The organism is Sulfurimicrobium lacus (assembly GCF_011764585.1).
In the GTDB taxonomy this organism is placed as follows: domain Bacteria; phylum Pseudomonadota; class Gammaproteobacteria; order Burkholderiales; family Sulfuricellaceae; genus Sulfurimicrobium; species Sulfurimicrobium lacus.
Window position 1 is genome coordinate 2,471,660 of record NZ_AP022853.1, and the last position, 23,642, is coordinate 2,495,301.

The following is a 23,642-nucleotide window of genomic DNA, read 5'->3' on the forward strand; positions in this document are numbered from 1 at the left end:
GGTGGCCGAATTATACGGAGAAGTTCCGAACAATTCAACGAAAACCTTTAGCGGGGTTTATCCCACCCATTTTCGGGCGTTGCGGAACATGCGCAGCCACGGTCCGTCCGCGTTCCAGCCATCGGGATGCCAGGAGTGCTGCACGGCGCGGAACACCCGTTCCGGGTGCGGCATCATGATGGTGAAGCGGCCGTCGGGCGTCGTCAGGCCGGTGATGCCGTCGGGCGAACCATTGGGGTTGAGCGGATAGGTTTGCGCCGGCTGGCCGCGATGGTCGACGTAGCGCAGCGCCACCTGCGCATTGCGCAGCGCATCCGGCGTCGCGAACTCGGCGTAGCCCTCGCCGTGGGCCACCACGATGGGCAGCCTGCTGCCCGCCATGCCGTCGAGGAACAGGGACGGGTTCTCGGGAATTTCCACGGACACGAAGCGCGCCTCGAACTGCTCGGACTTGTTGCGCACGAAATGCGGCCAGTTTTCCGCACCGGGGATGATCGAGTGGAGATTGCTCATCATCTGGCAACCGTTGCACACGCCGAGCGCAAAGGAATCGCTGCGCCGGAAAAAGCCCTCGAACTCGTCCCTGGCGCGGGTATTGAACAGGATGGACTTGGCCCAGCCCTCCCCCGCCCCCAGCACGTCGCCGTAAGAGAACCCGCCGCATGCCACCAGTCCCTTGAAGTCCCTGAGGGAAACACGGCCGGCGATGATGTCGCTCATGTGCACGTCAACAGCCGCAAAGCCGGCACGGTCAAAGGCGGCAGCCATCTCCACCTGGCCGTTGACGCCCTGCTCGCGCAGGATGGCCATGGCGGGGCGTACCCCGCTGTTGATATAGGGCGCGGCGATATCCTCGTTGATGTCGAATGTGGGTTGCGCCTGCAGACCGGGATCCGAAGCGTCGAGAATGCGGTCAAATTCCTCTTGCGCACACTCCGGGTTGTCACGCAGTTTCTGCATCTGGCTCGTGGTTTCAGACCAGGCACGCTGCAATTCGACACGGCTCTCGTGGAAAACTTCCGTCTCGTTGCGCATGATGCGCAGGCTATCGTCGCTGTTAAGCGAGCCGATGACGTGAAACTCGCTTCGCATGCCGGCATCGAAGAACGCGCGCATGACTGCTGGGGTATCGCTGCGCCGTACTTGCAGCAGGGCCCCGAGTTCTTCATTGAACAGCACCCCGAAGATGCGGCTCGAATAGCTGCCTGCGGGTATTTCCGGCTCGGCCGTGCCGTTCTCTTCCACATCGCTGCGGATCTGCTCGTAACAAAGCTCGTCCACGTCGAGCGTCACGCCGACATGGCCGGCAAACATCATTTCGCACAAGGTCACCAACAGGCCGCCATCGGAACGGTCGTGGTAGGCAACGATGGCACCTTCCCGGTTGAGCTTCTGGACCGTCTGAAAAAACGACCTGAGATGTCCAGCGACCAGAACGTCCGGCGCGTCGTCGCCCACCTGGCCGTATACCTGTGCCAGCGCCGAACCACCGAGGCGCGCCCGGCCACGACCGAGGTCGATCAGGATCAGGTCCGTGTCGCCCACATCGCTGCGCAGCTGCGGGGTCAGGGTGCGGCGTGCGTCCGGTGTGGGCGCGAAGGCGGTGATGATGAGCGACAGTGGCGAAGTCACAGCCTTTTTGTCGCCGTCGTCTTCCCACACCGACTTCATCGACATGGAATCCTTGCCGACTGGGATGCTTACCCCGAGCTCCGGGCAGAATTCCATGCCCACTGCGTGCACGGTGTCGTACAAGCCGGCATCCTCGCCCGGATGTCCGGCCGCCACCATCCAGTTGGCGGACAGCTTGATGTCGCCGATGTCGTCGATCAGGGCGGCGGCGATGTTGGTCACCGCCTCGCCGATCGCCATGCGGCCGGAAGCCGGCGCATCGAGCAGCGCCAGCGGGGTGCGCTCGCCCATGGCGAAGGCTTCGCCGACATACGTGTCATAGCCCATGGTGGTCACGGCCACGTCCGCGACCGGCACCTGCCAGGGGCCGACGAACTGGTCGCGCGCGGTGAAGCCGCCCACGGTGCGGTCGCCGATGCTGATGAGGAAAGTCTTGTCGCCCACCGTGGGCAGGCGCAGCACGCGATATGCCGCCTCTTTCAGTTCCAGCCGTTCCACATCGAAGGGAGTCAGCGCACGCTCGGCATGGGCAACATTGCGCGTCATGCGCGGCGGTTTGCCCAGCAGGACGTGCATGTCCATGTCCACCGGCGTGTTCTTGAAATAGCTGTCCTCGACCACCAGCTGCGCCTCGCTGGTAGCCTCGCCGATCACGGCAAACGGGCAGCGCTCGCGTTCGCACATGGCCGCGAACAGTTCCAGACTTTGCGGCGCGATAGCCAGCACGTAACGCTCCTGGGACTCGTTCGACCAGATCTGCATCGGCGACATGCCGGGCTCTTCCGACGGCACCGCGCGCAGGTTGAAGCGTCCGCCGCGCCCCGAACCGTGCACCAGTTCCGGCAGTGCGTTGGAAATACCCCCGGCGCCGACGTCGTGGATGGAAAGGATGGGATTGCCGTCCCCCATCTGCCAGCAGCGGTCGATCACCTCCTGCGCGCGACGCTGCATTTCCGGATTGCCGCGCTGCACCGAATCGAAATCGAGGTTCTCGGCATTGGAACCGGTGTCCATGCTGGAGGCCGCACCGCCGCCCAGGCCGATCAGCATGCCCGGCCCGCCGAGTTGGATCAGCAGTGCGCCGGGCGTGACGTCGCCCTTGAAGGAATGGCGGTCGGCGATGTTGCCCACGCCGCCGGCGAGCATGATGGGCTTGTGATAGCCGCGCATCTCGCCCGCCACTTCCTGCTCGAAAGTGCGGAAATAGCCGCTCAGGTTGGGGCGACCGAACTCGTTGTTGAATGCGGCGGCGCCGATCGGGCCTTCGAGCATGATCTGCAGCGCCGAGGCGATGCGGCCCGGTTTGCCGTAATCGCCCTCCCACGGCTGCTTGAAGCCGGGGATATTGAGGTTGGAGACGGAGAATCCGCTCAGGCCGGCCTTGGGCTTGGAGCCGGTGCCGGTCGCGCCCTCGTCGCGAATTTCGCCGCCCGAACCGGTGGCCGCACCGGGGAAAGGAGAAATGGCGGTGGGATGGTTATGGGTCTCCACCTTCATCAGGATATGAGTTTTTTCGGTGACATAACGGTAGCGCTTGCCATCCGCATCGGGATAAAAGCGCGCGATATCCGCGCCTTCGATCACCGAGGAATTGTCCGAATAGGCGACCACGGTGCCGCGCGGCGCCTTGGCGTGCGTGTTGCGGATCATGCCGAACAGCGAATGCGGCTGCTGCTTGCCGTCGATCACCCAGTCGGCGTTGAAAATCTTGTGGCGACAGTGCTCGGAATTGGCCTGCGCGAACATCATCAGCTCCACGTCGGTCGGGTTGCGCCCGATACGCGTGAAGTTCTCCACCAGGTATTCAATCTCGTCGCCGGAAAGCGCCATGCCCCATTCGCGGTTGGCCGCTTCCAGCGCGGCAGCCCCGCCGCCCAGGATATCCACGGAGCGCAAGGGCTGCGGCTCGACATGGTGGAACAACTGCTCGGCCTGGGCGAAATCGCCCAGCACGGTTTCGGTCATGCGGTCGTGAATCAGGGGCAGCAACGCCGCCTTGTCCTGCGCGGTCAGCGCCGCACCGTCGCGCTTCTGCACATAGAAAGCGATGCCGCGCTCGATGCGCTCGACCGCTTCCAGCCCGCAATGCCGCGCGATGTCGGTGGCCTTGGAAGACCACGGCGAGATGGTGCCGAAACGCGGCGTCACCAGCAGTAATTCGCCCTGCGGCTGCTCTTCCTGCGCGGCGGGACCGTAAGTCAGTATCTGCGCCAGCCGTTCCTGCTCGCTCGCATCCAGGGGGCGAGCAGCCGCCACGAAATGCCAGTATTCGGCGTAGACGTGGGAGATGGCGGGCACGCTGCCGGCCAGGGCACGCATCAGTTTGTCGTAGCGGAACGGGGAAAGGGCATTGCGTCCGCGCAGCGAGATCGCGCGCGGCAAATTGGCTTGAGACGTCATGGAATATCCGGGCAGATACGGAAATCCGTGATTTTACCCCAAAACCGGAGCGAATTTGGCGCCCGATCCGGAATTGCGTCGACCATGAAGATTGCCGCCACTCGATTGTCAGGCCGGCAATCAAGTACCGCCAGGCCGGTGGTAAGCCCCTTCCGTGCAAGCGCTCTCGCGAAATTTCACCGCTCCCGCAGACTCTCACTCGAAACCTGAATCAGCGGGCTCAAAAAATATTCGATCACCCGCCGCATCCCGGTTTTGACCTCGACCGTCACTACCATGCCGGGCGTGAGCCGCACCGTCTTGTTCTCCACCTGCAGGGTGTCCCTGAGCAGTTTCACACGAGTGGAATAGATCAATCCCAGTTTCTCATCCTGAATCGCGTCGGATGACACTTGCGTTATCTTGCCATGCAGGGTGCCATATTTGGTGTAAGGAAAGGTTTCCACCTTTACCTCGGCGTCCTGTCCGGGGTTCACGAAGCCGATGTCCTTGTTGGGCAGCATGGCTTCGACTTCCAGCACATTGTCGCGCGGCACGATCACCATCAAGGGTTGAGCGGGCGTGACCACGCCGCCCACAGTATGCACGGCCAGTTGCTGTACCGTGCCCGCCACTGGCGCGGTCAAATGCATCAGGCGGCCATGCTGCTCGGCCTTGATCAGCTCCTGTTCGAGAGATGCGGCCCTTTGCGCCGCGAGGTTATGTTGATCCAACAGCAGGCGGCGCGTCTCGGCGGCGAGCGTGGCTTGCTGTTGCTGCGTTTCCATCAAGGCGGCACGGATTTCAGTGGCCTTGGCCTGGCTGCTCGCCAGATCCTGTTCCTGTTCGATGCGCATTTGTTCGCGTTCCAGATAGCCATGCCGGGAAATGAAGTTCTCCTTGACCAGCCTCTGATAGTCCTGCGCACGTCTGCGGGCGATAGGCGCGGTCTGCTCCAATTTGGTGACCTGTTCCAGGGTGGCGCGAAGCTCTGCCCGGCGGCGCGTGCTCTCGGCCTGCAATTGCAATTGGCGGGCCTGATATTCCTGGTACTGGCCGGAAAGCTGGTTTTGCTCGGCGAGCAAGCGGGCAGCGTCAGCGTCGTCGATCGCCTCAAGTCGCGGCGGCTTCCCGCTCGCCAAAGCGGACAACAAGGCTTGCGTGCGCAACGCTTCCATTCGTGCCGTCAAGGTTTCGTTGCGCAGCCGCTCGCTGTCGGCAGATGCGGTGGTTGCGTCGAGCTCGATCAGCACCTGCCCTGGCTGGACAAACTGGCCATCGCGCACGTGAATCGTCTTCACCAGAGCGGTTTCCATCGGCTGGATGATCTTGGTGCGATCATTGGGTATGACCTTGCCGACCGCTGTTGCCACCATATCGATGCGGCCAAAAACAGCCCACAGCAGCACAATCAGGGCGAAGGCGATAATGAGCCACAGCGCGATGCGCGGTGCCGGGTGAACCGGTGTATCTCGCAAGGCCAGCGCGGCGGGCAGGAACTGAGCCTCATGGGCGCGCAGCGGAGGGCTGTCCGTTTCGCTGCGCTGTAACCAGGCGTGGCGAAAGATCCCAGCGTAACGCCTGAAAAGGTCGGCTATAGCGTGTCGTTTCATTGATTGCGAGCCTCAGGCGTGCTGCAGGCGATACAGACGGGAATAATGCCCCGCCTCATGTTCCAGCAGTTCAGCATGGCTTCCCGCTTCCGCAACCTGCCCACGATCCATGACAATGATCCGGTTCGCGTCGCGCACGGCGGACAAGCGGTGCGCGATGATGATGACGCTACGCCCGTGACAGATGGATTTCATATTGTTCTGGATGATGCGTTCCGACTCGTAATCCAGCGCACTAGTGGCTTCGTCCAGGATGAGAATACGCGGATTGGCCATCAGCGCGCGTGCGATGGCAATGCGCTGGCGTTGCCCGCCGGACAAGGTCGCGCCGTGTTCGCCGACCATGGTGTCGTAGGCTTCCGGCAGTTCCAGAATGAACTCGTGCGCGCCCGCCAGCTTCGCCGCCGCGATCACAGTTTCAAGGGGCGCACCCGGATCGACCAGCGCGATGTTCTCGCGGATGCTGCGGTTGAACAGCACGTTCTCCTGCAACACTACGCCGATCTGGCGGCGCAGAGAGGACACATCTGCCAACGCCAGGTCCATGCCGTCGATCATGAGCCGCCCTCGCTCGGGCACGTACAGGCGCTGCACCAGCTTGGCAAGTGTGCTTTTGCCTGAACCGGAGCGGCCGACGATACCGATGACTTCGCCCGGTTCGATGGTGAGGCTGATGCCGCGCAGCACTTCCGATCCATCCGGGCGATAGCGGAACACAACCTGATCGAATTCGATCCTGCCCTGAATCGGTGGCAGCGTGCTTTTGTTGCCTGCGGCTTCGGCGTGGGTATTGATAATGTCGCCCAGCCGTTGCATCGAAATCCCGACCTGCTGGAAATCCGTCCACAGTTGCGCCAGCCGCATCACCGGCTGCGCCACTTGTCCGGCCAGCATGTTGAAGGCGATCAACTGGCCGACCGTCATTTGTCCGTCGATTACCAGCCGCGCCCCCAGCCACATTGTCGCCACAGTCACCAGTTTGCTGATCAGCGTGACGCCGCTGTTGGCGAAAAGGCCGATGGTAGCGGTGCGAAAGCTGGCCGAGACATAAGCCGCGAGTTGCTTGTCCCAATGGCTGGTGACTTGCGGCTCCACGGCCATCGCCTTGACGGTGCCGATGCCCGATACCGCTTCAACCAGAAACGCCTGATTCTCCGCCCCACGGTTGAATTTCTCATGCAGACGTCCGCGCAGCGCAGGGGTGTAGAGCGCGGAAAGAATGCCATAGCACGGCAGCGACACCACCACGATCAGGGTCAGCCAGGCACTGTAATACAGCATCACGCCCAGAAAAACGATGGAGAATAGGAGATCAAGCACCACCGTCAGGACATTGCCGGTGAGAAAAGCCCGGATGTTTTCCAGCTCCCGCACGCGCGCGATGGAATCACCCACTCGCCGCGCTTCAAAATAGGCCATCGGCAGGTTGAGCAGATGGCGGAACAGCCGCGCGCCCAGTTCCACGTCGATACGGCTCGTGGTGTGGGCGAAGACGTAACTGCGCAAGGCCGTAAGCGTCACTTCAAACACGACCACAACGAAAAGGCCTACCGCAATAACATCCAGCGTTGTGAAGCCGCGATGCACCAGAACCTTATCCATCACGACCTGGAAAAACAAGGGCGTGACCAGCGCGAACAGCTGGATCACAAGCGAAACCAGCAGCACTTCCAGCAAGAGCTTGCGGTATTTGACGACTGCCGGGATGAACCAGGTGAAATCGAACTTGCTCATCTCGCCTGCGAGCGAAGCGCGGGAGGTAAAAAGGATCAGCTCACCGTTCCAGCGCGCCGCCAGCTCTGCCAAAGCCAGCGCCTCGGGGCGGCCTGCCAGAGGGTCGTGAATGAGCGCTTTTTCATTATCCACTTTGGCGAGGATGAAAAAATGCCCATCTATACCCGCCACTATCGCGGGCAACGGGGTTTTATCCAGCCGCTCGAGTGGGGTCTTGACCAGCTTGACCTGCAAACCCAGCTTCTTCGCGGCCAGCAGGATTTCGGTCTGGCTGAAAGGCCGCCCGCCAGTATGGTATTCGTGCACCAATTGATCGGGGTCGGCGGCCACGCCGTGCAGGCGCGCCATCATCACCAGGCACGTCAGGCCAGAATCGGACGCGCCCCCCTCCCCCCTCGCTGTGGAGGGCGCTTGGGACATAGAGTTGATCACTGCCAATTCGCCGAAATTACTGGCGCTAGACTGGTCTGGTAGTTTGCAGGCAAGGTCGTCTGCCCGGCAGCCGGCGGCGCGAAGGAAGCCATGGCGTTGACCAGGTTTTGTACGTTGCTGTCGATGAGCATCCTGGCACCGTCCGTGGTCTTGAACTGCTCGACATGTTTGGCAGTACCGAGATACCAGTCCTTGATCACCAGCTTGTCGCCAGTGCCGATGACGCTCACCTCCAGATTGTTGCTGACGTGCTGGAACCAGATCTGGTCGGCGGCGATACCGGACAGGAACTGCGCGATGTCAGTGTTGCCTGCCGTGGCGTCGTTCTCGACTACGGTATCCAGCCCGTAACCGCGCCCCATGATGTAGGTGTCGTTGCCAGTGCCGCCGGTCAAGGTATCGGCCCCGCCCATGCCCTCAAGGGTGTCGTTACCTGCGGCACCGCTCAGGCTGTTGACCGCGCTGTTGCCCTTGAGCACGTTGTTGAGGGTGTTGCCGGTGCCGTTGACGGCAGAGGTGCCGGTCAGAAGGAGATTTTCAACGTTGGTGCCGAGTGTGTAGGTGATGCCGGTCTCGACGGTGTCGGTGCCTGCGCCGGCATTCTCGGTGATGACATCGGTGGCGATATCGACGACATAGGTGTCGTCACCCGTTCCGCCCAGCATCTTGTCGGCGCCGCCCTTGCCATCGAGACGGTCATTGCCCGCACCGCCCGTCAGCGTGTTCACGGCACTGTTTCCGGTGAGAATGTTGTCGAGCGCGTTGCCTGTGCCGTTGATGGCGGAAGTGCCAGTCAACAGGAGGTTCTCGACGTTGTTGGCCAACGTCAGCGTGACGCTGGACTCGACGGTGTCGAAGCCTTCGCTGGCATTCTCGGTGATGGCATCGGTGGCGATATCGACGACGTAGGTGTCGTTGCCTGTGCCGCCCAACATCTTGTCTGCGCCCGCCTTGCCGTCGAGACGATCATTGCCCGCACCGCCGGTCAGCGTGTTGATTGCGCCGTTGCCGGTGAGCACGTTGTCGAGCGCATTGCCGGTGCCGTTGATGGCGGTGGTGCCCGTCAAGGTCAGATTTTCGACGTTATCCCCGAGGACGAAGCTAACCGACGCCTTGACCAAATCCACGCCATCGTTCTCAACTTCATCCACAACATCCTGGCTATTGTCCACGATGAAAGTGTCGTTTCCACCACTGCCTTCCATGTAGTCGGCCCCAACGCCCCCATCCAGGATGTTCGCGGCATTGTTTCCATAGAGTTCGTTTCCCAGACCGTTTCCTGTAGCGTTGATCTCGGCGGAACCGAACAGAGTCAGAACTTCGACATTGGCGCTAAGGGTGTAGGTAACCGAACTGTTCACGGTATCCCAGCCCTCGCCGGCGTTCTCGATGACCTTGTCGCCCGTGTTGTCCACCATATAAGAGTCGCCATCGGTTCCGCCTTTCATCGTGTCTGCGCCCAAACCACCGTCGAGCCAGTCGTAACCGGCGCCGCCTGTCAGCGTGTTGGCCGCGCTGTTGCCGATGAGCGCGTTGTCCAGCACGTTGCCAGTGCCGTTTATCGCGCTGTTGCCGGTGAGTGTCAGGTACTCCAGGTTGTCGCCCAGTGTCCAGGTAATGGAACTCTCCACGGAATCCACGCCTGCATCGAGACTTTCCATAATCGTGTCGCCGCTGTCGTCCACCACATAAACGTCGTTGCCGGTTTCGCCGTACATCATATCCGCGCCCGAACCGCCGTCCAGCCTGTCGTTCCCTGCCTGTCCAGTGAGCGTATCGTTCCCGCCCAAGCCGTTGAGGATGTCGTCCCCTGCTCCGCCGTTGAGCGCATCGGCCGAGGACGTTCCGGTATTCACCACGATGTCGAATACGTCCGAGGAACTCAGGTTGCCTGTATCCGTGGCCATCACGAGGACACTGACGGTGCCTGTATCTGTCGGGGCGCCGCTGAACTCAAGGGTATCCTGATTGAACACGAGCCAGGACGGCAAAGCACTACCGTCGGCGAGCATGGCGCTGTAAGTGAGCGTATCGTCCTCGGCATCGGTTAATAAGTCTGGCGGAACCGTGTAGCTAAAAGCCACGCCTTGCGCCACGCTCTGGTCCGGCAATGAAATCGAGAGTACCGGGGCATGATTGGGCTCCGCCAGTTTGGCCATCACCGCCGCCACATCCCAGACACCGCCGTCGGCGAACTTGATCTGCTCGACCGGGGAGCCGGGCGTTCCGACGTTGTCCAGGTAATTCAGGATAGTCAGCGTATCGCTGGTGCCGCGGATCGTCAGCACCAGGTTGGAGCCCGAACTGCTGAGCTTGATACCGGATGGAGCGATGCCGGCGCCGAGTTGCACGACATCGGCCTTGCCCAACGAGGTATCGCTGTTGTCGATAACATCCTGGCCGGCGCCCTTGCCGAACAGGTAGGTATCGCTGCCCGCGCCACCAACAAGTAGATCGTTGCCCGCGCCACCGTCCAGGGTGTCGTTGCCGTTCAGGCCATAAAGGGTATTGTCGCCGTCGTTCCCGATCAGCGTGTCGCCCCAAGAACTGCCGGTACCGACCCTGGCCCAGCTAGCCGACGGAAGCCCGACACCGTTCAGCAAATGAAGATAATTCTGCCCTTCGGACAGCGTCCAGTCGATCTCGCTCATGATGTACGCGGATCCTGACACCACCTTGTCGCCGGGGTTGTCCACGTAGAAGGTGCCGCTGGACGAAATCATGGTATCGGCCCCCTTGCCGCCGATGAAGATATCGTCGTGCGTGTTGCCCCCGCCGGTGATCACGTTGTCCAGGTCGTTGCCAAACCAGTAACTGGGGGTGTGATAATAATTTCCGCTACAGGACAGGTTCTCGACGTTATCCGGCAAGATATAGCCAAAGCTGGTCACGATCGTATCGATACCGCCGTTGGCCGCCTCGACCACGATGTCGGAATCATTCCGGTCGACGTAATAGGTGTCGTTCCCCATGCCGCCCGACAGCGTATCTTTCCCCGCGCCACCGGCAAGAACGTTGTCGCCCGTGTTGCCGCTGATCACGTTATCGAGTGCGTTGCCCGTGGCATTGATATTGAGCACTCCTGTAAGCGTAAGATTTTCGACGTCATTGGGCAGGGCGAATGTTCTCGAAGCAAGAACCGTATCAATCCCTGCATCGGCAGATTCGCTAATCGTGTCTAGCTCGTGATCGACGATAAACGTGTCATCCGCCGAGGTACCTGCCATGCTGTTCTGCGTACCAACTTGAACGCGCGCGCTGATATCCGCCGCAGTCCATACCGCCCCAGCCCCGCCGTCAAACTCAATGCGCTCTATCGAATCTTCCCCGGCACGAAAATACTCGGTCAACACGATTTGCGTGTTGGAACCATCGATCACCACCATCAAATCTTCGCCACCCATACCATCTGCATTCAAGCGATACAAAGTGACATCCTCGGGCAGCACACCAGCACCCAGCCGCAGGACATCCGTGCTGGGACCACTGGCATTCGAAGTTTCTCCAAGAGAGTCAAAACCATCCCCGCGGCCAAACAGATAAATGTCATTTCCCTGTCCGCCAAACATACGATCATTCCCCGTGCCGCCGTAAAGCACATCGCTTCCCTGATCGTTAATTGCAGCCCATGAATCAACCTCGTAACCCAACAGCCGGTCATTGCCCGCCCCGCCCGATAGGATGTCGTTGCCTAAGCCGCCATGCACGTCATCATCCCCATCCCCACCCTGCAAGACATCGTCACCAGCCATGCCACCGATCGAATCGTTTCCACCCAGGCCGTCGATCACGTCTGCCCCGGCATAGCCATTCAGATAGTCGCCCTTCTCCGTAACGACGAGCAACCGCGTCTGGATATCCGCATACGTCCAGACTGTGCCGTCGGCAAATTCGATACGGTCTACCCGCGCGCTGTCATCCGCCGACTGGAAATAACTTTTCAGGTAAACACTGTCTCCGGTCAGATAACCATTCGCATTCAGCCGTTCCAGCAGCAGGCTGTCTTCAACGCCGACCCGGGTCACTTTCATCTCGCCTGGCGCAATGCCTTCCGTGAACCGCAATACGTCGGCATTTCCGCTGGTCTCGATGATCGTGTCATTTCCATCGCCCGCTGCAAATAGATAAACGTCCGAACCCGCCCCGCCTTGCAAGGTGTCATTGCCTTTGTGCCCGGTCAGGGTGTCGTTGCCTGCGCCGCCATACAGCCGATCCGCCCCCGCCCCGCCATACACCCGCCCGCCTTCATTGCCCAGTTGCAGCGCCACAGGGGTGACCAGGCTCGTGCCCGCCCAGGTTTCGAGATCGACGGTCTGGCCATCGCCAAATCGCAGGGTGGCGTTGGTGCCAAAGAAGGCGTTGTTGATGCTGAGATTGAGTTCGCTCCCCAGACTGGCGATGAGGCCTGTCCCGTCCAGGTTAAGACTCAGGCTGTCCTGGTTGGGGTCCAGCGCTTGGCTAAACAGGAGAGTGTTGTTGCCTTCCAGGTCGTAGACCGTTTCGCCGCTTTGAAGATTGAGATAGGTGTCATCGCCGGCGCCGCCGGCAAAGTTGTCAATGCCCGCCCCGCCATCCAGGGTGTCGTCGCCTTCTCCGCCATCGAGGTAGTCGGTGCCTGAACCGCCCAGCAGGGTGTCGTTGCCGCCGTTGCCCCACAGGTTGTCGTCCCCGTCGCCGCCGTCCAGCGTGTCTGCACCGTCATATCGGGGGTCGAGTCCGGCGCCATCGCCGACCAGCTGGTCGTTGCCGGCCCCGCCGAAGAGCTGGTCGTCGCCGCCCTGTCCGAACAAGATGTCGTTGCCGTCCTCGCCGTCGAGCGTGTCGTTGCCGAAGCCGGCATTCGGCGTCACCAGCGAATCGCCAACCAGCTGGTCGTCGCCTGTTCCGCCCAGGAGAACGTCGTTACCCATACCGCCATTCAATAAGTCGTTGCCCGCAGCGCCGTCGAGGTAGTCGTCGCCGTGCCAGGCAGCGGCGACCTGGTCACTGTCGCCTTCGAGGTGGTCGTTGCCGTCTCCGCCGAAGAGCTGGTCGGTTCCGCCTTCGCCGAACAGCCAGTCGTCGCCCGCGCCGCCATCGAGGATGTCGTTGCCGTTCTCGGCGTCAGGGGTATGGGACGACTCAAGGTCGTCCATGTCGCCGTAGAGCACGTCCACGCCGTCCTGGCCGCGGACCACGTCGTTGCCGGCCCCGGCATAGAGGGAATCGTTGCCTTCGCCGCCGTCAATGACGTCGTTGCCCCAGCCACCCCAGATAATGTCGTGCTCCGCGCCGCCGTCGAGAATGTCGTTGCCGTCGGCCGGGTCGGCGCTGTACCCCAGGCCGGCGTAGATCATCCAGCCGTTTTGCCGGTATACCTGCCAGCCCGTGCCCTGCGCACGAACCTCGTCGACCGGCCCGGTGACGGGGTCCGTCCGGACGTAGCCGACCTGCGCACCGAACATGATGTCGTTGCCGGCCCCGCCCTGGATGATGTCCTCGCCGGTGCCGCCGGCAAGAGCGTCGTCGCCGATCCCGCCGTCGATCCAGTCGTTGCCGGTGCCGCCGGAGGCGAAGTCGTTGCCGTCTCCGCCTTCCAGCGTGTCGGCACCGCCACGGAAGGCGATGAGGAGGTCATTGCCGCCTTTGCCTTGGAGGCTGTCGCTGCCACCGCTGTCGTAGAGGGTGTCTTCGCGGTTGGCTGCGGCATCGGCGGCAACAACAACGTTGCCCAGTGCGTCCTGGCCCGACTGGATGCCGCCGGTGCCAGCATCGGTGTCCGCGGGCTTGAGGTCGCCGACAATGGTGAGCGTGACGGCGGTAGGATGGGATGGCGCCGCTTCCGGCAGGGTGAGGCCGAGTTGGCCTTTGGTGTAGTTCTGGAGGGTGAGGTTGCCGGCGCTGCTGGTGATGACGAGGGTGCCGTTGTCTGCCGTTGTGCCGGGGATGTAGGTGTAGGTGACACCGTCCTTTTGCCAAACATTCGGGGCTTTGCTGTCACCGCCGGTGAGCGTCTGGCCGTCGAGCTGGATCTTGCCGAGGCCGTCGGCGTCGAGGAGGATGTCGTTGCCTTGGCCGTCGCTGCTGTTGAATATGTAGGTGTCGGCGCCTGCGCCGCCTTCGAGGCGGTCGTTGCCGGTGCCGCCGGTGAGAAAGTCGGCGTCGGCGCCGCCGAGCAGGATGTCGTTGCCCGCGCCGCCTTGCAGTTCGTCAAAACCCTGCCCCCCTTCGAGGTAGTCGTTGCCGCCATTGCCTTTGATGATGTCGTCTCCTCCGCCGCCGTAGAGGTGGTCGCCTTCGGTGCCGCCTTCGACCCAGCCGGCGCTGGCGCCGTCGAAGATGACTTTGCGGTAGGGGTTCTGGCTTTCTTGCCCCAGTACCCAGCCGACAACGTCGAGGGTGTAGTTCCTGGGGACGTCGGTGAATTGCCAGTTGTCCGGGCCGTTGGGGCCGGTGAGCTTGGTTTTGTCCTGGATGTTGGCTTGGTTGGCCCAGGTCAGGAAGGCGGCTCGGTCCTGGAGGTAGAGGTCGGTGAGGGTGCCGCTCCCAGTGGCAGGGTCGTACAGGTCGAGTTCGCCGTGGGCGTTGTGCTGGGCATAGAGGCCGTCGTCGCCGGTGAGGACGAAGGGGTTGAGGTTTGCGAGGGCGTAGCGGTAGGCCAAGCTCGTTTGGGCTTGTGCTGCGAGGTCGGAGGCAGTTTTGCTTGCGAGGGTGGTGATGGTGAGCAGCCCGGCACTTTGTTGGAAAAGCGGGCTCTTTTCGAGGGTGTCGAGGTTGTTGTAGAAGATGTTGCGGGCATCAATATCGCCGAAGCCGTTGGGTTTCCCACTAGGGTTGGTTTTGTCGTTGACGTTGAGGAACAATTTACGCAACGCATCGAGTGCATTCTCCAATGAGTCCTTTTCAGGTAGACCGTCGGTTCCAACCATGCCGGACGCCCGTTGGTTAGATGATGCTGCAAGTACGTTTCCGAGGTTCGCAAGGTCGGCTCTGGAATCGAGTGTGGCGAATGCGCTCATCACCGCAAGCGAATCGGCAATAAGGGTAATGCTGTGCGTGGTACCGAAATCACCTTCCGCCGTCCGGAATATGGTTTCCAGCCATTGCAGGGCACTCAGCCCCCCGAAACCGCTAACGTCCGGCTGGTCTTCGATGAAGATCGAGGTGGCGCGTTTGTGGATGCCTGAATTGGCAACATATTCGGTGTCGCCGTGGGTACCGTGGCCGTAATACTGGGTGATCTTGCTGTCAGCTATGCCGGATAGACCGGTACGGTTGGCATCGGACAACGGGGCGAATGTGGGGTGAAATTTTTCGACTACGGATCTGAGAGCCCACTTGTGCCGGTCCGTCGTGTAGAGGGAGTTGCCGTTGGCACCGTTCATGTCAGGAGCGCCGGCGGCGATTGCATCTTGCATGGTGAAGTAGTCGGGGCTGATAACTCCTGGGTGGTATTCGGAGACATTGGGATTAGCAAGCACGGCACGGTAGTAGGCGATCATGTCGGAAAGAGCCTCTTCCTGGCTGCCTATCCCTGCGGCGTTAAAAAGCGTTGCTGCCTTGACGCTCTCAGGGTGCAGTTCGGTAAAGACAGTGCCGAGGTTGCCGGATAGGCTGTAACCGACGAGGTTAAGCACGGGAATGCCGCCGGCCAACTGCGCCTTGATGTCGTCGAGCTTGGGGTCGGCTACCCAGCCACTTCCGTTCCAGCTTTGGCCGAGCTTAAGGTGTTCGAAATATTCTTCCATCCGGCCTATCTGGCCGAAGGCGTAGCCGTAGGTCAGTATTTCGCCGTCCGCGCTACCCGACCCGTCCCTATCCCAGTCGCCGCCCTTGGCCTGCGACTTGAATTCGGTGCTGCGAAAGGCGAGCGTGTAGTCGCCCGCCTTCGCGCCCGTGTCGGGGTCGTCGGTCTTGCGACGTGTCAGCGTGGCAGAGAAGCCGGAGGCGTCGTTGGTGTATTGGCTGACAACTTCATAGTTCTTGGTGAAGTAGTCGGCCTGCACCGCCGTCATGCGGATTAGGCCGGTCATCTCGGGGTCGAGGTCTTCATAGTTGTTGCCTAACTGAACCAGGGTTCCAACGGGCCTCGCCCTCTCTAAATAACTTTCCGATGCCATCTGTTGCAAGACTTGCTGATACAACGCTTTGATCATATTCATTTGTTCATTTCCTTCTGTTCGAAAATGGTTTGAGAGGGCTTCAGGACTTTGAGGATGAAGCCCCCATTGATGGGACCGGGATCAATTGGGGCATGGTTCGGACATACGGAACCGCGTAGCCAGTTGACGCGGCGGTTGTCCCGGGTGGCAGAAAACCTGAATCCCCGACGAATCCCGAGGATTTCCCCCGTCGTCAAGTCCACTGCGGCAAGCTCGCTGCCCGCGACCCCCAGCTCCCGGTCATGCGGACGGGAGATTCCGCGCCAGGTGTAGCCGTATCGCGACATCGCTTTGTCCGCGTATTCCTTCTTCATGGTCTCTCGCTCCTTCGTGTCATATCCGTAGTAACGTGCAACGATGGAGCCTTCCGGCATGGGTGTCGCATAAGACCAGTCGTAAAAACTTTGCTGCACGGTCAGTGGCGGCGAAGCAATCGCCGCGCTTTCGATATATCGGTACCGCCCGATCTTGGCGATGTCTATCTTTGCCGAATTGCTCCAGATCGGGATATCTCGCTTGGGGCCGACGAAATAGAACTCCGGCTCAGTCGCAATGTCGCTATATGCGTTCGCATATGGATCCTCGATCACGTACCGGTCATCCATGCCCTTGTCGCCTTCCTGCCTTGCACGCGGCCGAATTACATGGATCCCCTCCACGTTTTCCACCGTCCGGTAGATGAATTCCCCCGCCTCGGCCTTGCACAGCGCATCGAAGTATTCCTTACCATCCATTCCCGCGCGGTAGACGCTTTTCTTCGGCGCTTCCGGCCACTTGGGCTTGGGAACCCCGGGGTAAGGCCAGTATTCTGGGTTTTCGGGGCGTCGCAGCGCGAATTCTTCGCAGCCCAAATTGGATGGATTTTTAAGCTTGCACTCGTAGTATTTTTGCGGGCTGTAGAGTTCTCCGAAGTGATCGGGTTTCGTTGGATCGAACGGCGGCAGCTTGGCCGCTAGGAGGCGCACGCAACTCTCCAGCGCTACGCCATATAGCCCGGTGTAAGAGCATGTGGCGGCCAGCGCCCTGGGATCTACCTTATCCGGCTTGGGCGGCATGGATACAATCTGGCCTGCCTCACGGTAGCCGCCACTTCCCGTTCCCGCCGAGCAGCCGGCCGCCAGGAGCGCGACTGCCATCAGCAACTTACGCCAGGCGGGCACCCGAACTAAAGGGGCCAGCTTCGCTTTATTTTTTCTCTTGAACACCATATTCATTCTCTCCTGTTCAGAATCCGAAATCGGTTTGTGTTTCCGTATCTCTGGATTGATCCGTTTTACCTGCAGGTCTTCCTGGCCGCTTCTGCATCCGCCTGACCCCCGCTGCCGCACATATCTTGTCGCTAGCAAAACTAAAGCAAAACTAAAGGGGTCAGCTTCGCTTTATTTTTTCTCTTGAACACCATATTCATTCTCTCCTGTTCAAAATCCGAAATCAGGTTGTGTTTCTGTATCTCTGGATTGATCCGTTTTACCTGCAGGTCTTCCTGGCCGCTTCTGGGTACGCCGGATCCCCGCTTCCGCACAGATTTTGTCGCTGAAACGGCCATGACCCAGCGGCTGCCCCTGTGCCTGTCCGAGCCCGTTATGTCGGTAGCTGCTCCAGCGATATTGGCCGGGGTCTTGAACCATCCCGGCGCGGACGGGATTAAGTTCGATGTAGCGCATGCAGGTGAGCAGATAGGTTTCGGCCTGGATCACGCTGGATTTGTAGCGCCCTTCCCATAGGCTTCCGGTGCGGCGGTAGCTGCGGTTGATGTATTGCACGTAGCGCCGCCCGATGGCTTGCATGAGTTTGGCTGTGCCTGTCTCGGTTTCTGGTGAAACCAGCAGGTGGACGTGGTTGGTCATGAGGACATAGGCGTGGACAACACAGTGCCAATCGACAGCCGCTCTTTCCAGCCAGTGGAGATAACTGTGGTAGTCCTCCTCGGCGAAAAAGCAGGGCTCTCGATTGATTCCGCGCTGGACAATATGCTGCGGCATTCCGGCTAATTTAATGCGTGGGCGACGAGGCATGGCTGTTCCTCAAAAAGATATCGAAGCTGACCCCTTTAGTTGCTCCTGAGCAGGCTCAGCGGCTTGGTGTGGTATTCCGCCGAGGTGGCGAGCGCGGCCATCTGATAGTCGAGCTGTTCGGCGGCGATGTCCTGGTGGGGAATTCTCGCGGGGTTGGCGGGGGCCCCTTCTTCCGTCAGGCCAGCGGAGAGCGATGGCGCCCTGTCGCCTTCCTTGGCGACGCTGATCGCGCGGTCGAGGGCGTCGTGCAACAGGGTGTAGTCGGCCTGAGTGTCGGCGTTCATGGTATCCGCCGGACTGACCGGTTTCATGCCTTCCACAAAACTGTAGAGCGAGCTGTCGGGAACCCCGCCCTTCGTGGTTAGCGCGGCCTTGACGGCGTCGTAGGCGCTGCGACCGGCGGCGCTTTGCAGCACGCTCCGCGCATCGTCTCTCAGGCCATGGAAGCGGTCGAGCATGCTGGGCAGGCTTTGCACCGTCGTCGACAGGCTGCCATCGCCAATAATTCCGACACCCGCGCCGTTGAAGTTGATCACACGGCTGATGTCGCTGTTGTACATCATATCCAGCGCAGTGGTCAGATGCCCGCCAAGACTGTAGCCCGTCACCGTCAGCGGGCCGCTGATCTTGCCTGAGCTCTTGAGTGTGTCGTACCACCGCTTCATGTCGTCGAGCTGCCCGAACGCCCAGCCTGTCCCGGCGATCTCCAGCTTGTTCGTCGCTTCGTTGTCTCGCGCCGCGTCGTCGATGAATTCCGTCGAGCGGATGCTGAGAACGAGTTCATTGGTGTCTTTGTTCTTGAACAGCGTTCCGCTGAAGCCGGTGGTGGTGTTGGATTCGTGTTCGACGACTACCCATTTGCTGGCAAAGTCGGCGGCTTCAGCAGCGGTGAATTTGCTCGCGTGGCGGTTGCCGGTGGTGAGGATGGCTGGTGTGAGAGTTTGATTGAACTTATCTCCCGGCGTGAGGTTGGCGTTAGGTTTTGTGGCATCAAAACCATAAAGAGCCTCTGCAGCCATTTGAAGTTCAGCGTATTTCAGGTATTCGGCGATAGACGGGGTAGTCATGTCTATTTCTCCTTCTTGGGTATCAAAATTTGATCAACGAATTTCCTGGTGGCTGCATCAGCACCAACGGCGTGGCCAGGACACTTGTAGGCAGACAACCAGGCAGCGCGTCCTTTCGGCCCCGCTCCTCTGTGCGTCCAGGCATAGCGCAGCATCTCGCCCAGCACTTCGCCGGTCCGGGTATCAATCACCTTCACCGTGCTGCTGGCGACGCCCACTTCCCTTTCCTCGGGGATGACGTGGTCCTCGAAAGTCACCGCGTAGCGCGGGGCGGGAGATTGAGTAAGGGTTTCGTCGAGAACCCAGGAATAGACGTTCAGGTCGTAGTTGGGGTTATTCCTCATCTCGCGTTGAACATCAGGCGCGCCCGTGTCTTTCTTCCTCACGGCCTTTTGCGAACCGGTGTAGCGATAGCGCAACCCATCCTTGGGGTCGATTACATCCACGTAGCGATAGCCGGGGAGATTGTCAGGATTATCGGGCTGGAAACCGGTACCTATGTAACCCCGATATTCCTTCGTGACATGCTTGCCCACCGCAGAACTGGAATGCTCATAGCCAAGAAACGTGTTGATGTACTCGTCACCGGTGGATTCCAACGCAAACGCCGCCCCCGGCCACATCGGGTCGGCCCATTCGTTCTCGCTCGCCTGCGGCCTCAGCTTCATCAGCAGCACGCCGTCCACGTCTGGCACCGTGCGGTAGATCTTTTCTCCGACAACCGTGCGGCACTTTTCCTCGAACAGCGCTTCACCTGCCTTGGCCCTGGCAAAGGCGAGTTCCCGCCCGTCCCGTTGCTGCTGCGTCGGGATGGAGTGGCAGGCGCTTAGCGGGAAGACCGCAAGCAACAGCGAGAGTGCAACGGCGCGTGTCAGCCTGTGCCGGGCATTCATGCGGCTTCCTTCCAGGATGCCTTGTTCATGGCGGAGAGTGATGGTGCCTTGTCAGCTTCCTTGGCGACGCTGATCGCGAGGTCGAGGGCGTCGGGGGGCACTGTAGGTGGTGGTGTCGCCCCAGAGTTCGTCGTTGCCTGCGCCACCGTATAGTATGTCGGCGCCGCCTTGGCATATCAGCAGAACAACAGAGGGCAGACCACGGTTTTCTCTAATCATCGAACAATCCTTTCCAATCAATTCAGTCAGACTCCATTGACATATTTTTAATGCCCGTTATGGGTTTCAGCCTACGTTGCACGCATAAACCAAGAAGATTTGCGCCACATGTCCACGTCAGCCCACTTAGTCAACTCCATCGAATGCATCAGCCTATTTTTCGCATTTGTGATTTTCACGGTGCCCTTTCCCGCTTTGAACCATTCATGGCAATGCCATTCGCCCAATCTTTGCCGTTGCCAGACGCGGCATGCGCGCTTCCGTCTCTGTCGCGATATTCATTTGCATGACATCAGGACCGCTTTATCCCGTTATTGCTTGGCAATGTATCAAGGAGGATTAGCGTTTCCTATCAGGGAATCCACTATTCATGCATATAGCATCGAACGAATGTTCGAGATGATGTTTTACGTTTGTTTGACCGGCAACAAGACGGAGATAACTTAGCGGAACCGCATCAGGCACATATTGAGAGGAATCACTTCCGGAAAGATCGGAATCCAGATTCAGATTGCGCTACCTGACCTCGATCGCAGCAAACCGGCCACGCGCCAGAATGCGGTCAACTGGCGATAGCCGAAATTCTCCAGCAGCGCGGCGGCGAACAACTTGAGAACGCTACCGAGCCTCGGATAAGTACGCGACGACATTTCGTCCAGCATCACACCACTCACGGAAAGCAGCATGCCCAGCCCGATGGCGAGCAGCATGAAGGTCCAGAACGACTCCAGCGAGATCGCGCCGAAGAGCCACAGCGCGGTCATCGCGACATAGCCCAGCAGCTCGATCAAGGGCCCCAGCCACTCGAACAGCAGCAAGAAGGGAAACGCCAGCGCGCCCGCCGCGCCACCTGTGCGGCTGAACAGCAGACGGAGATTCAGTTTCAGACTCTCATGCAGGGCGCGCTGGCGCAGGATTTGCCGGATTTTTTGCGTGTGCATCTTTTCCGGCACGGGCGCCCAGCACACTGTGTCGGGCACCAAGGTGATGCGATAAGGCGCTTTCGCCTTTCGCGACAGGCGATGCAGGCGCACCAGCAGTTCCATCTCGGCGTCCGCGACATCGGTGCGATAGGCGCCGGCGGCGACCACGGTCTCCTTGCGGAATACGGCGAAAGCGCCGGGGAGCACGAGCATGGCGTTGATATCCGACCACCACGCCCGGCCGGGCAGGAAGGCGCGCAGCTGCTCGACGACCTGGAACAGGGCGAGCATGTTGCGCGGCAGCCCGATCCTGTCGATGAAACCGTCCTTAGTCACCGCGCCATTGGCTGCCCCCATGGCACTGCATGCAGCCACGGCAAGCGGATCATCAGCAAACGGCCGCGCCATCCTGCGCAGGCTGTCTCGCTGCAGGACATGCCCGACATCCACGCTGCAGTAGAGCGGATAGCGGGCACAGTTGATCGCGGCGTTGAGGGCGTCCGCCCTGCCGGTCTTTTCCTTGTCCACCAGGCGCATATTCGGGTATTCAGTCGAGGCGTAAACGGATTTGACGTGTCTGGTCTGCAGGCGGTCGCGGTAGGCTTCAGGGAAAGGTGCCAAGGAAAACTCGCGGAGCAGCACATCCAGCGTCTCGTCGTCCGATCCGTCGTTTACGATAATGATTTCAAACACGGAATAATCGAGGTGCTGCATGGCGCGCACGGCTGCGACTGCGGCGCTGGCCTGGTTGAAGACCGGCACGATGAGGCTGACGGGAAACTCGTCGCGCGTCTCGCCGTCGCTTGGCATGGTCGCCTCCTGCTCGCGCCGATAGCGCAGCAGGCTGAACAGCGACATCAGGTTGAACAGGATGTAGCTGCCGTTGTAAGCGATGAAATAGAGCAGAAAAAACCATTGCAGCAGCGGCACGGCATCCGATAGCGCACTTTGCAGCGACGCCAGCGCCTGCCCCCAGTCGAAATCGGGGGCCGGTGCCGGAGGCGGCGGTGGCAGTGAAGCCAGTATTGGGTCGTGCTGCAGCACCAGGGGCGCGCCGTCCGTGGCGAAACCTTCCGCCAGGTCCGCTGGAACTGGGCCTGCCGCGTGCCCGAGTGTAGGTTCAAGTCGGAGCAGCAGTTCAGACATGCTTCAACCCCGCCTGCAAATCCAGTTCCGCCATCACCTGATGCAGCATGTCCCGCGCATAACGGTCGGTCTGCATGTCCTTGATGCGCAGCAGTTCCCCGACGGTCATTCCCGGCAGCAGCGACAGCGCACGCGCCGCGCGATAACGCACCCACCACTGGCTGTCGCCCAGCATGCCCGTCAGAAGGGTGTTGTCGTCGTGCGTACCGAGCCGGCCAAGCGCGGTGACCGCATGCACGCGCACGTGCCAGTTCGCATGACGGCAGAGCAGGCGTACCGATTCCAGTTCGTTGCCATCGTTTAATGCTTGAAGAGAAACCTTGAGCAGACCGTCATCGACCGGGCTGGCGAGTTGCCGTGCAATGATCGGCGCCGCTTCGGCGGGGGCGAACTCCATCAGGTAGCGGATCAACCGCGGCGTCCTTTCCGGCGATGCGCCCGTGACGGCCTTAACCAGCAGTTCCGTGACCTGTTCGGCTTCTGCCTCGCGCAAAATTTCCGTTACGCGTTGCGCGGGCCAATCGTCACGTCCGATCAGATGGGGGATTAATAGCTGGCCGGCACGCGGCGCGTCGATCCGGACCAAAGCCTGGGCCGCGGCAAGCGACATCCCCGCACTATCGCTTTCCAGTAAAGCGCACAGCGCGTCCCATGCAGTGGCAAGACGCAAATTCCCGGCTGTCCTCACCGCCAGCAAACGCCGTTCGAAGCTTCTTTGCCGCAACATCAGGCTGGCCGCTGCCGGCACGCGCAACGCGCCTGCCACCCGATTCAGACTGCCCCTGGCCTCATTCCCGAGCGAGGCGTGCAAGTGATTCCACAACGCGAGAAAATCCGGCAAGTCGAAGCGGGAAAGCTGCGGCAACGATTCGGGATGCTCGTACAAGCTGGCCATCAACAGCGGGCGCCAGCGATTGAGGACACGTTTGCGCCACTGCTGTTTCACCCCTTGCAGCAAACGCCTCAGCAGAATCGACAGCAGCAACATACCGGTCAGCAGCACAGACGCCGCTCCCACCCAGAAGGCTACCGCCGCCAGCGGATCGGCGTTAGAAAGAGGGGGAAATATCAAGCGGGCGACCTTGCGGCTGCGGTTTTAGCGGCAACTGCGCCTTGCCTTCGAGATATTCGCCGTTATCCGGGTCCTTCCCTAGCAGACGCTCATATTCCAGCAGCGCTTCGCTGCTCTTTCCCTGCCAGGCGAACACCCGGGCCAGCAGGAAACGGGCTTCCTGATCCTCGGGATGGACGGCGAGCCATTGCTGCAACATCTCTTCCGCATCGCTCAGGCGCGCGCCCGCGACCATCACCCTGGTCTGATCGAATGCGGAAGATGCGCTCCATGCTGCAGGAATCGCTGCAGGGGAGGCCCCCAGCAGCAGAATGGTTAGAAAAATAAATTTCATGAGGACGGATTATAAACACAAACAGAATCCATCCGGCATGGC

The 23,642-nt window shown here is 60.5% G+C and carries 11 protein-coding genes; all 11 read right to left on the reverse strand.

From position 1 onward, the window contains the following. Nucleotides 1–57: 57 nt before the first annotated feature. The 11 genes from purL to SKTS_RS12290 all read right to left on the reverse strand — a co-directional run bounded on the left by purL (nt 58) and on the right by SKTS_RS12290 (nt 23,600). Nucleotides 58–4,032 carry a phosphoribosylformylglycinamidine synthase gene (gene purL, locus SKTS_RS12240; protein WP_173065280.1) on the reverse strand — a complete coding sequence of 1,325 codons (3,975 nt, stop codon included), beginning with the start codon at nt 4,030–4,032 and terminating at the stop codon, nt 58–60. 176 nt (nt 4,033–4,208) lie between these two features. Then, on the reverse strand, nt 4,209–5,624 hold the full coding sequence (locus SKTS_RS12245) for an HlyD family type I secretion periplasmic adaptor subunit (RefSeq protein ID WP_173065283.1): 1,416 nt from the start codon (nt 5,622–5,624) through the stop codon (nt 4,209–4,211). Between the two features lie 12 nt (nt 5,625–5,636). Beyond that, entirely contained in the window at nt 5,637–7,778 is a 2,142-nt protein-coding gene (locus SKTS_RS12250) for a type I secretion system permease/ATPase (RefSeq protein ID WP_173065286.1), read from the reverse strand. A gap of 8 nt (nt 7,779–7,786) precedes the next feature. Continuing rightward, nucleotides 7,787–15,406 (reverse strand): calcium-binding protein, encoded by a 7,620-nt coding sequence (locus SKTS_RS12255; protein ID WP_173065289.1) that lies wholly within the window; start codon nt 15,404–15,406, stop codon nt 7,787–7,789. Nucleotides 15,407–15,927: 521 nt separating this feature from the next. Continuing rightward, nucleotides 15,928–17,145 (reverse strand): hypothetical protein, encoded by a 1,218-nt coding sequence (locus tag SKTS_RS12260; RefSeq protein WP_173065293.1) that lies wholly within the window; start codon nt 17,143–17,145, stop codon nt 15,928–15,930. Between the two features lie 204 nt (nt 17,146–17,349). Beyond that, the gene (locus SKTS_RS12265; protein WP_173065296.1) at nt 17,350–17,946 is read right to left on the reverse strand and encodes a transposase; all 597 of its coding nucleotides are present in this window, start codon (nt 17,944–17,946) and stop codon (nt 17,350–17,352) included. Between the two features lie 35 nt (nt 17,947–17,981). Continuing rightward, the gene (locus tag SKTS_RS12270) at nt 17,982–19,013 is read right to left on the reverse strand and encodes an alpha/beta hydrolase family protein (protein ID WP_173065299.1); all 1,032 of its coding nucleotides are present in this window, start codon (nt 19,011–19,013) and stop codon (nt 17,982–17,984) included. Nucleotides 19,014–19,015: 2 nt separating this feature from the next. Next, entirely contained in the window at nt 19,016–19,906 is an 891-nt protein-coding gene (locus SKTS_RS12275) for a hypothetical protein (RefSeq protein WP_173065302.1), read from the reverse strand. 725 nt (nt 19,907–20,631) lie between these two features. Beyond that, complete coding sequence (locus SKTS_RS12280) at nt 20,632–22,194, reverse strand: glycosyltransferase family 2 protein (RefSeq protein ID WP_173065305.1); 1,563 nt, start codon at nt 22,192–22,194, stop codon at nt 20,632–20,634. Beyond that, a complete protein-coding gene (locus tag SKTS_RS12285; protein ID WP_173065308.1) occupies nt 22,187–23,266 on the reverse strand; it encodes a HEAT repeat domain-containing protein in 1,080 nt (359 codons plus the stop codon). Before SKTS_RS12285 ends, SKTS_RS12280 begins: the two co-directional genes overlap by 8 nt. Continuing rightward, on the reverse strand, nt 23,244–23,600 hold the full coding sequence (locus SKTS_RS12290; protein WP_173065311.1) for a tetratricopeptide repeat protein: 357 nt from the start codon (nt 23,598–23,600) through the stop codon (nt 23,244–23,246). Before SKTS_RS12290 ends, SKTS_RS12285 begins: the two co-directional genes overlap by 23 nt. Nucleotides 23,601–23,642 lie beyond the last annotated feature (42 nt).

Bases quoted from the DNA above. Each gene is read 5' to 3' on its own strand.
- purL (WP_173065280.1), bottom strand. From the start codon at position 4,032: ATGACGTCTCAAGCCAATTTGCCGCGCGCGATCTCGCTGCGCGGACGC.
- SKTS_RS12245 (WP_173065283.1), bottom strand. From the start codon at position 5,624: ATGAAACGACACGCTATAGCCGACCTTTTCAGGCGTTACGCTGGGATC.
- SKTS_RS12250 (WP_173065286.1), bottom strand. From the start codon at position 7,778: ATGTCCCAAGCGCCCTCCACAGCGAGGGGGGAGGGGGGCGCGTCCGAT.
- SKTS_RS12260 (WP_173065293.1), bottom strand. From the start codon at position 17,145: ATGAATATGGTGTTCAAGAGAAAAAATAAAGCGAAGCTGGCCCCTTTA.
- SKTS_RS12265 (WP_173065296.1), bottom strand. From the start codon at position 17,946: ATGCCTCGTCGCCCACGCATTAAATTAGCCGGAATGCCGCAGCATATT.
- SKTS_RS12270 (WP_173065299.1), bottom strand. From the start codon at position 19,013: ATGACTACCCCGTCTATCGCCGAATACCTGAAATACGCTGAACTTCAA.
- SKTS_RS12275 (WP_173065302.1), bottom strand. From the start codon at position 19,906: ATGAATGCCCGGCACAGGCTGACACGCGCCGTTGCACTCTCGCTGTTG.
- SKTS_RS12280 (WP_173065305.1), bottom strand. From the start codon at position 22,194: ATGTCTGAACTGCTGCTCCGACTTGAACCTACACTCGGGCACGCGGCA.
- SKTS_RS12290 (WP_173065311.1), bottom strand. From the start codon at position 23,600: ATGAAATTTATTTTTCTAACCATTCTGCTGCTGGGGGCCTCCCCTGCA.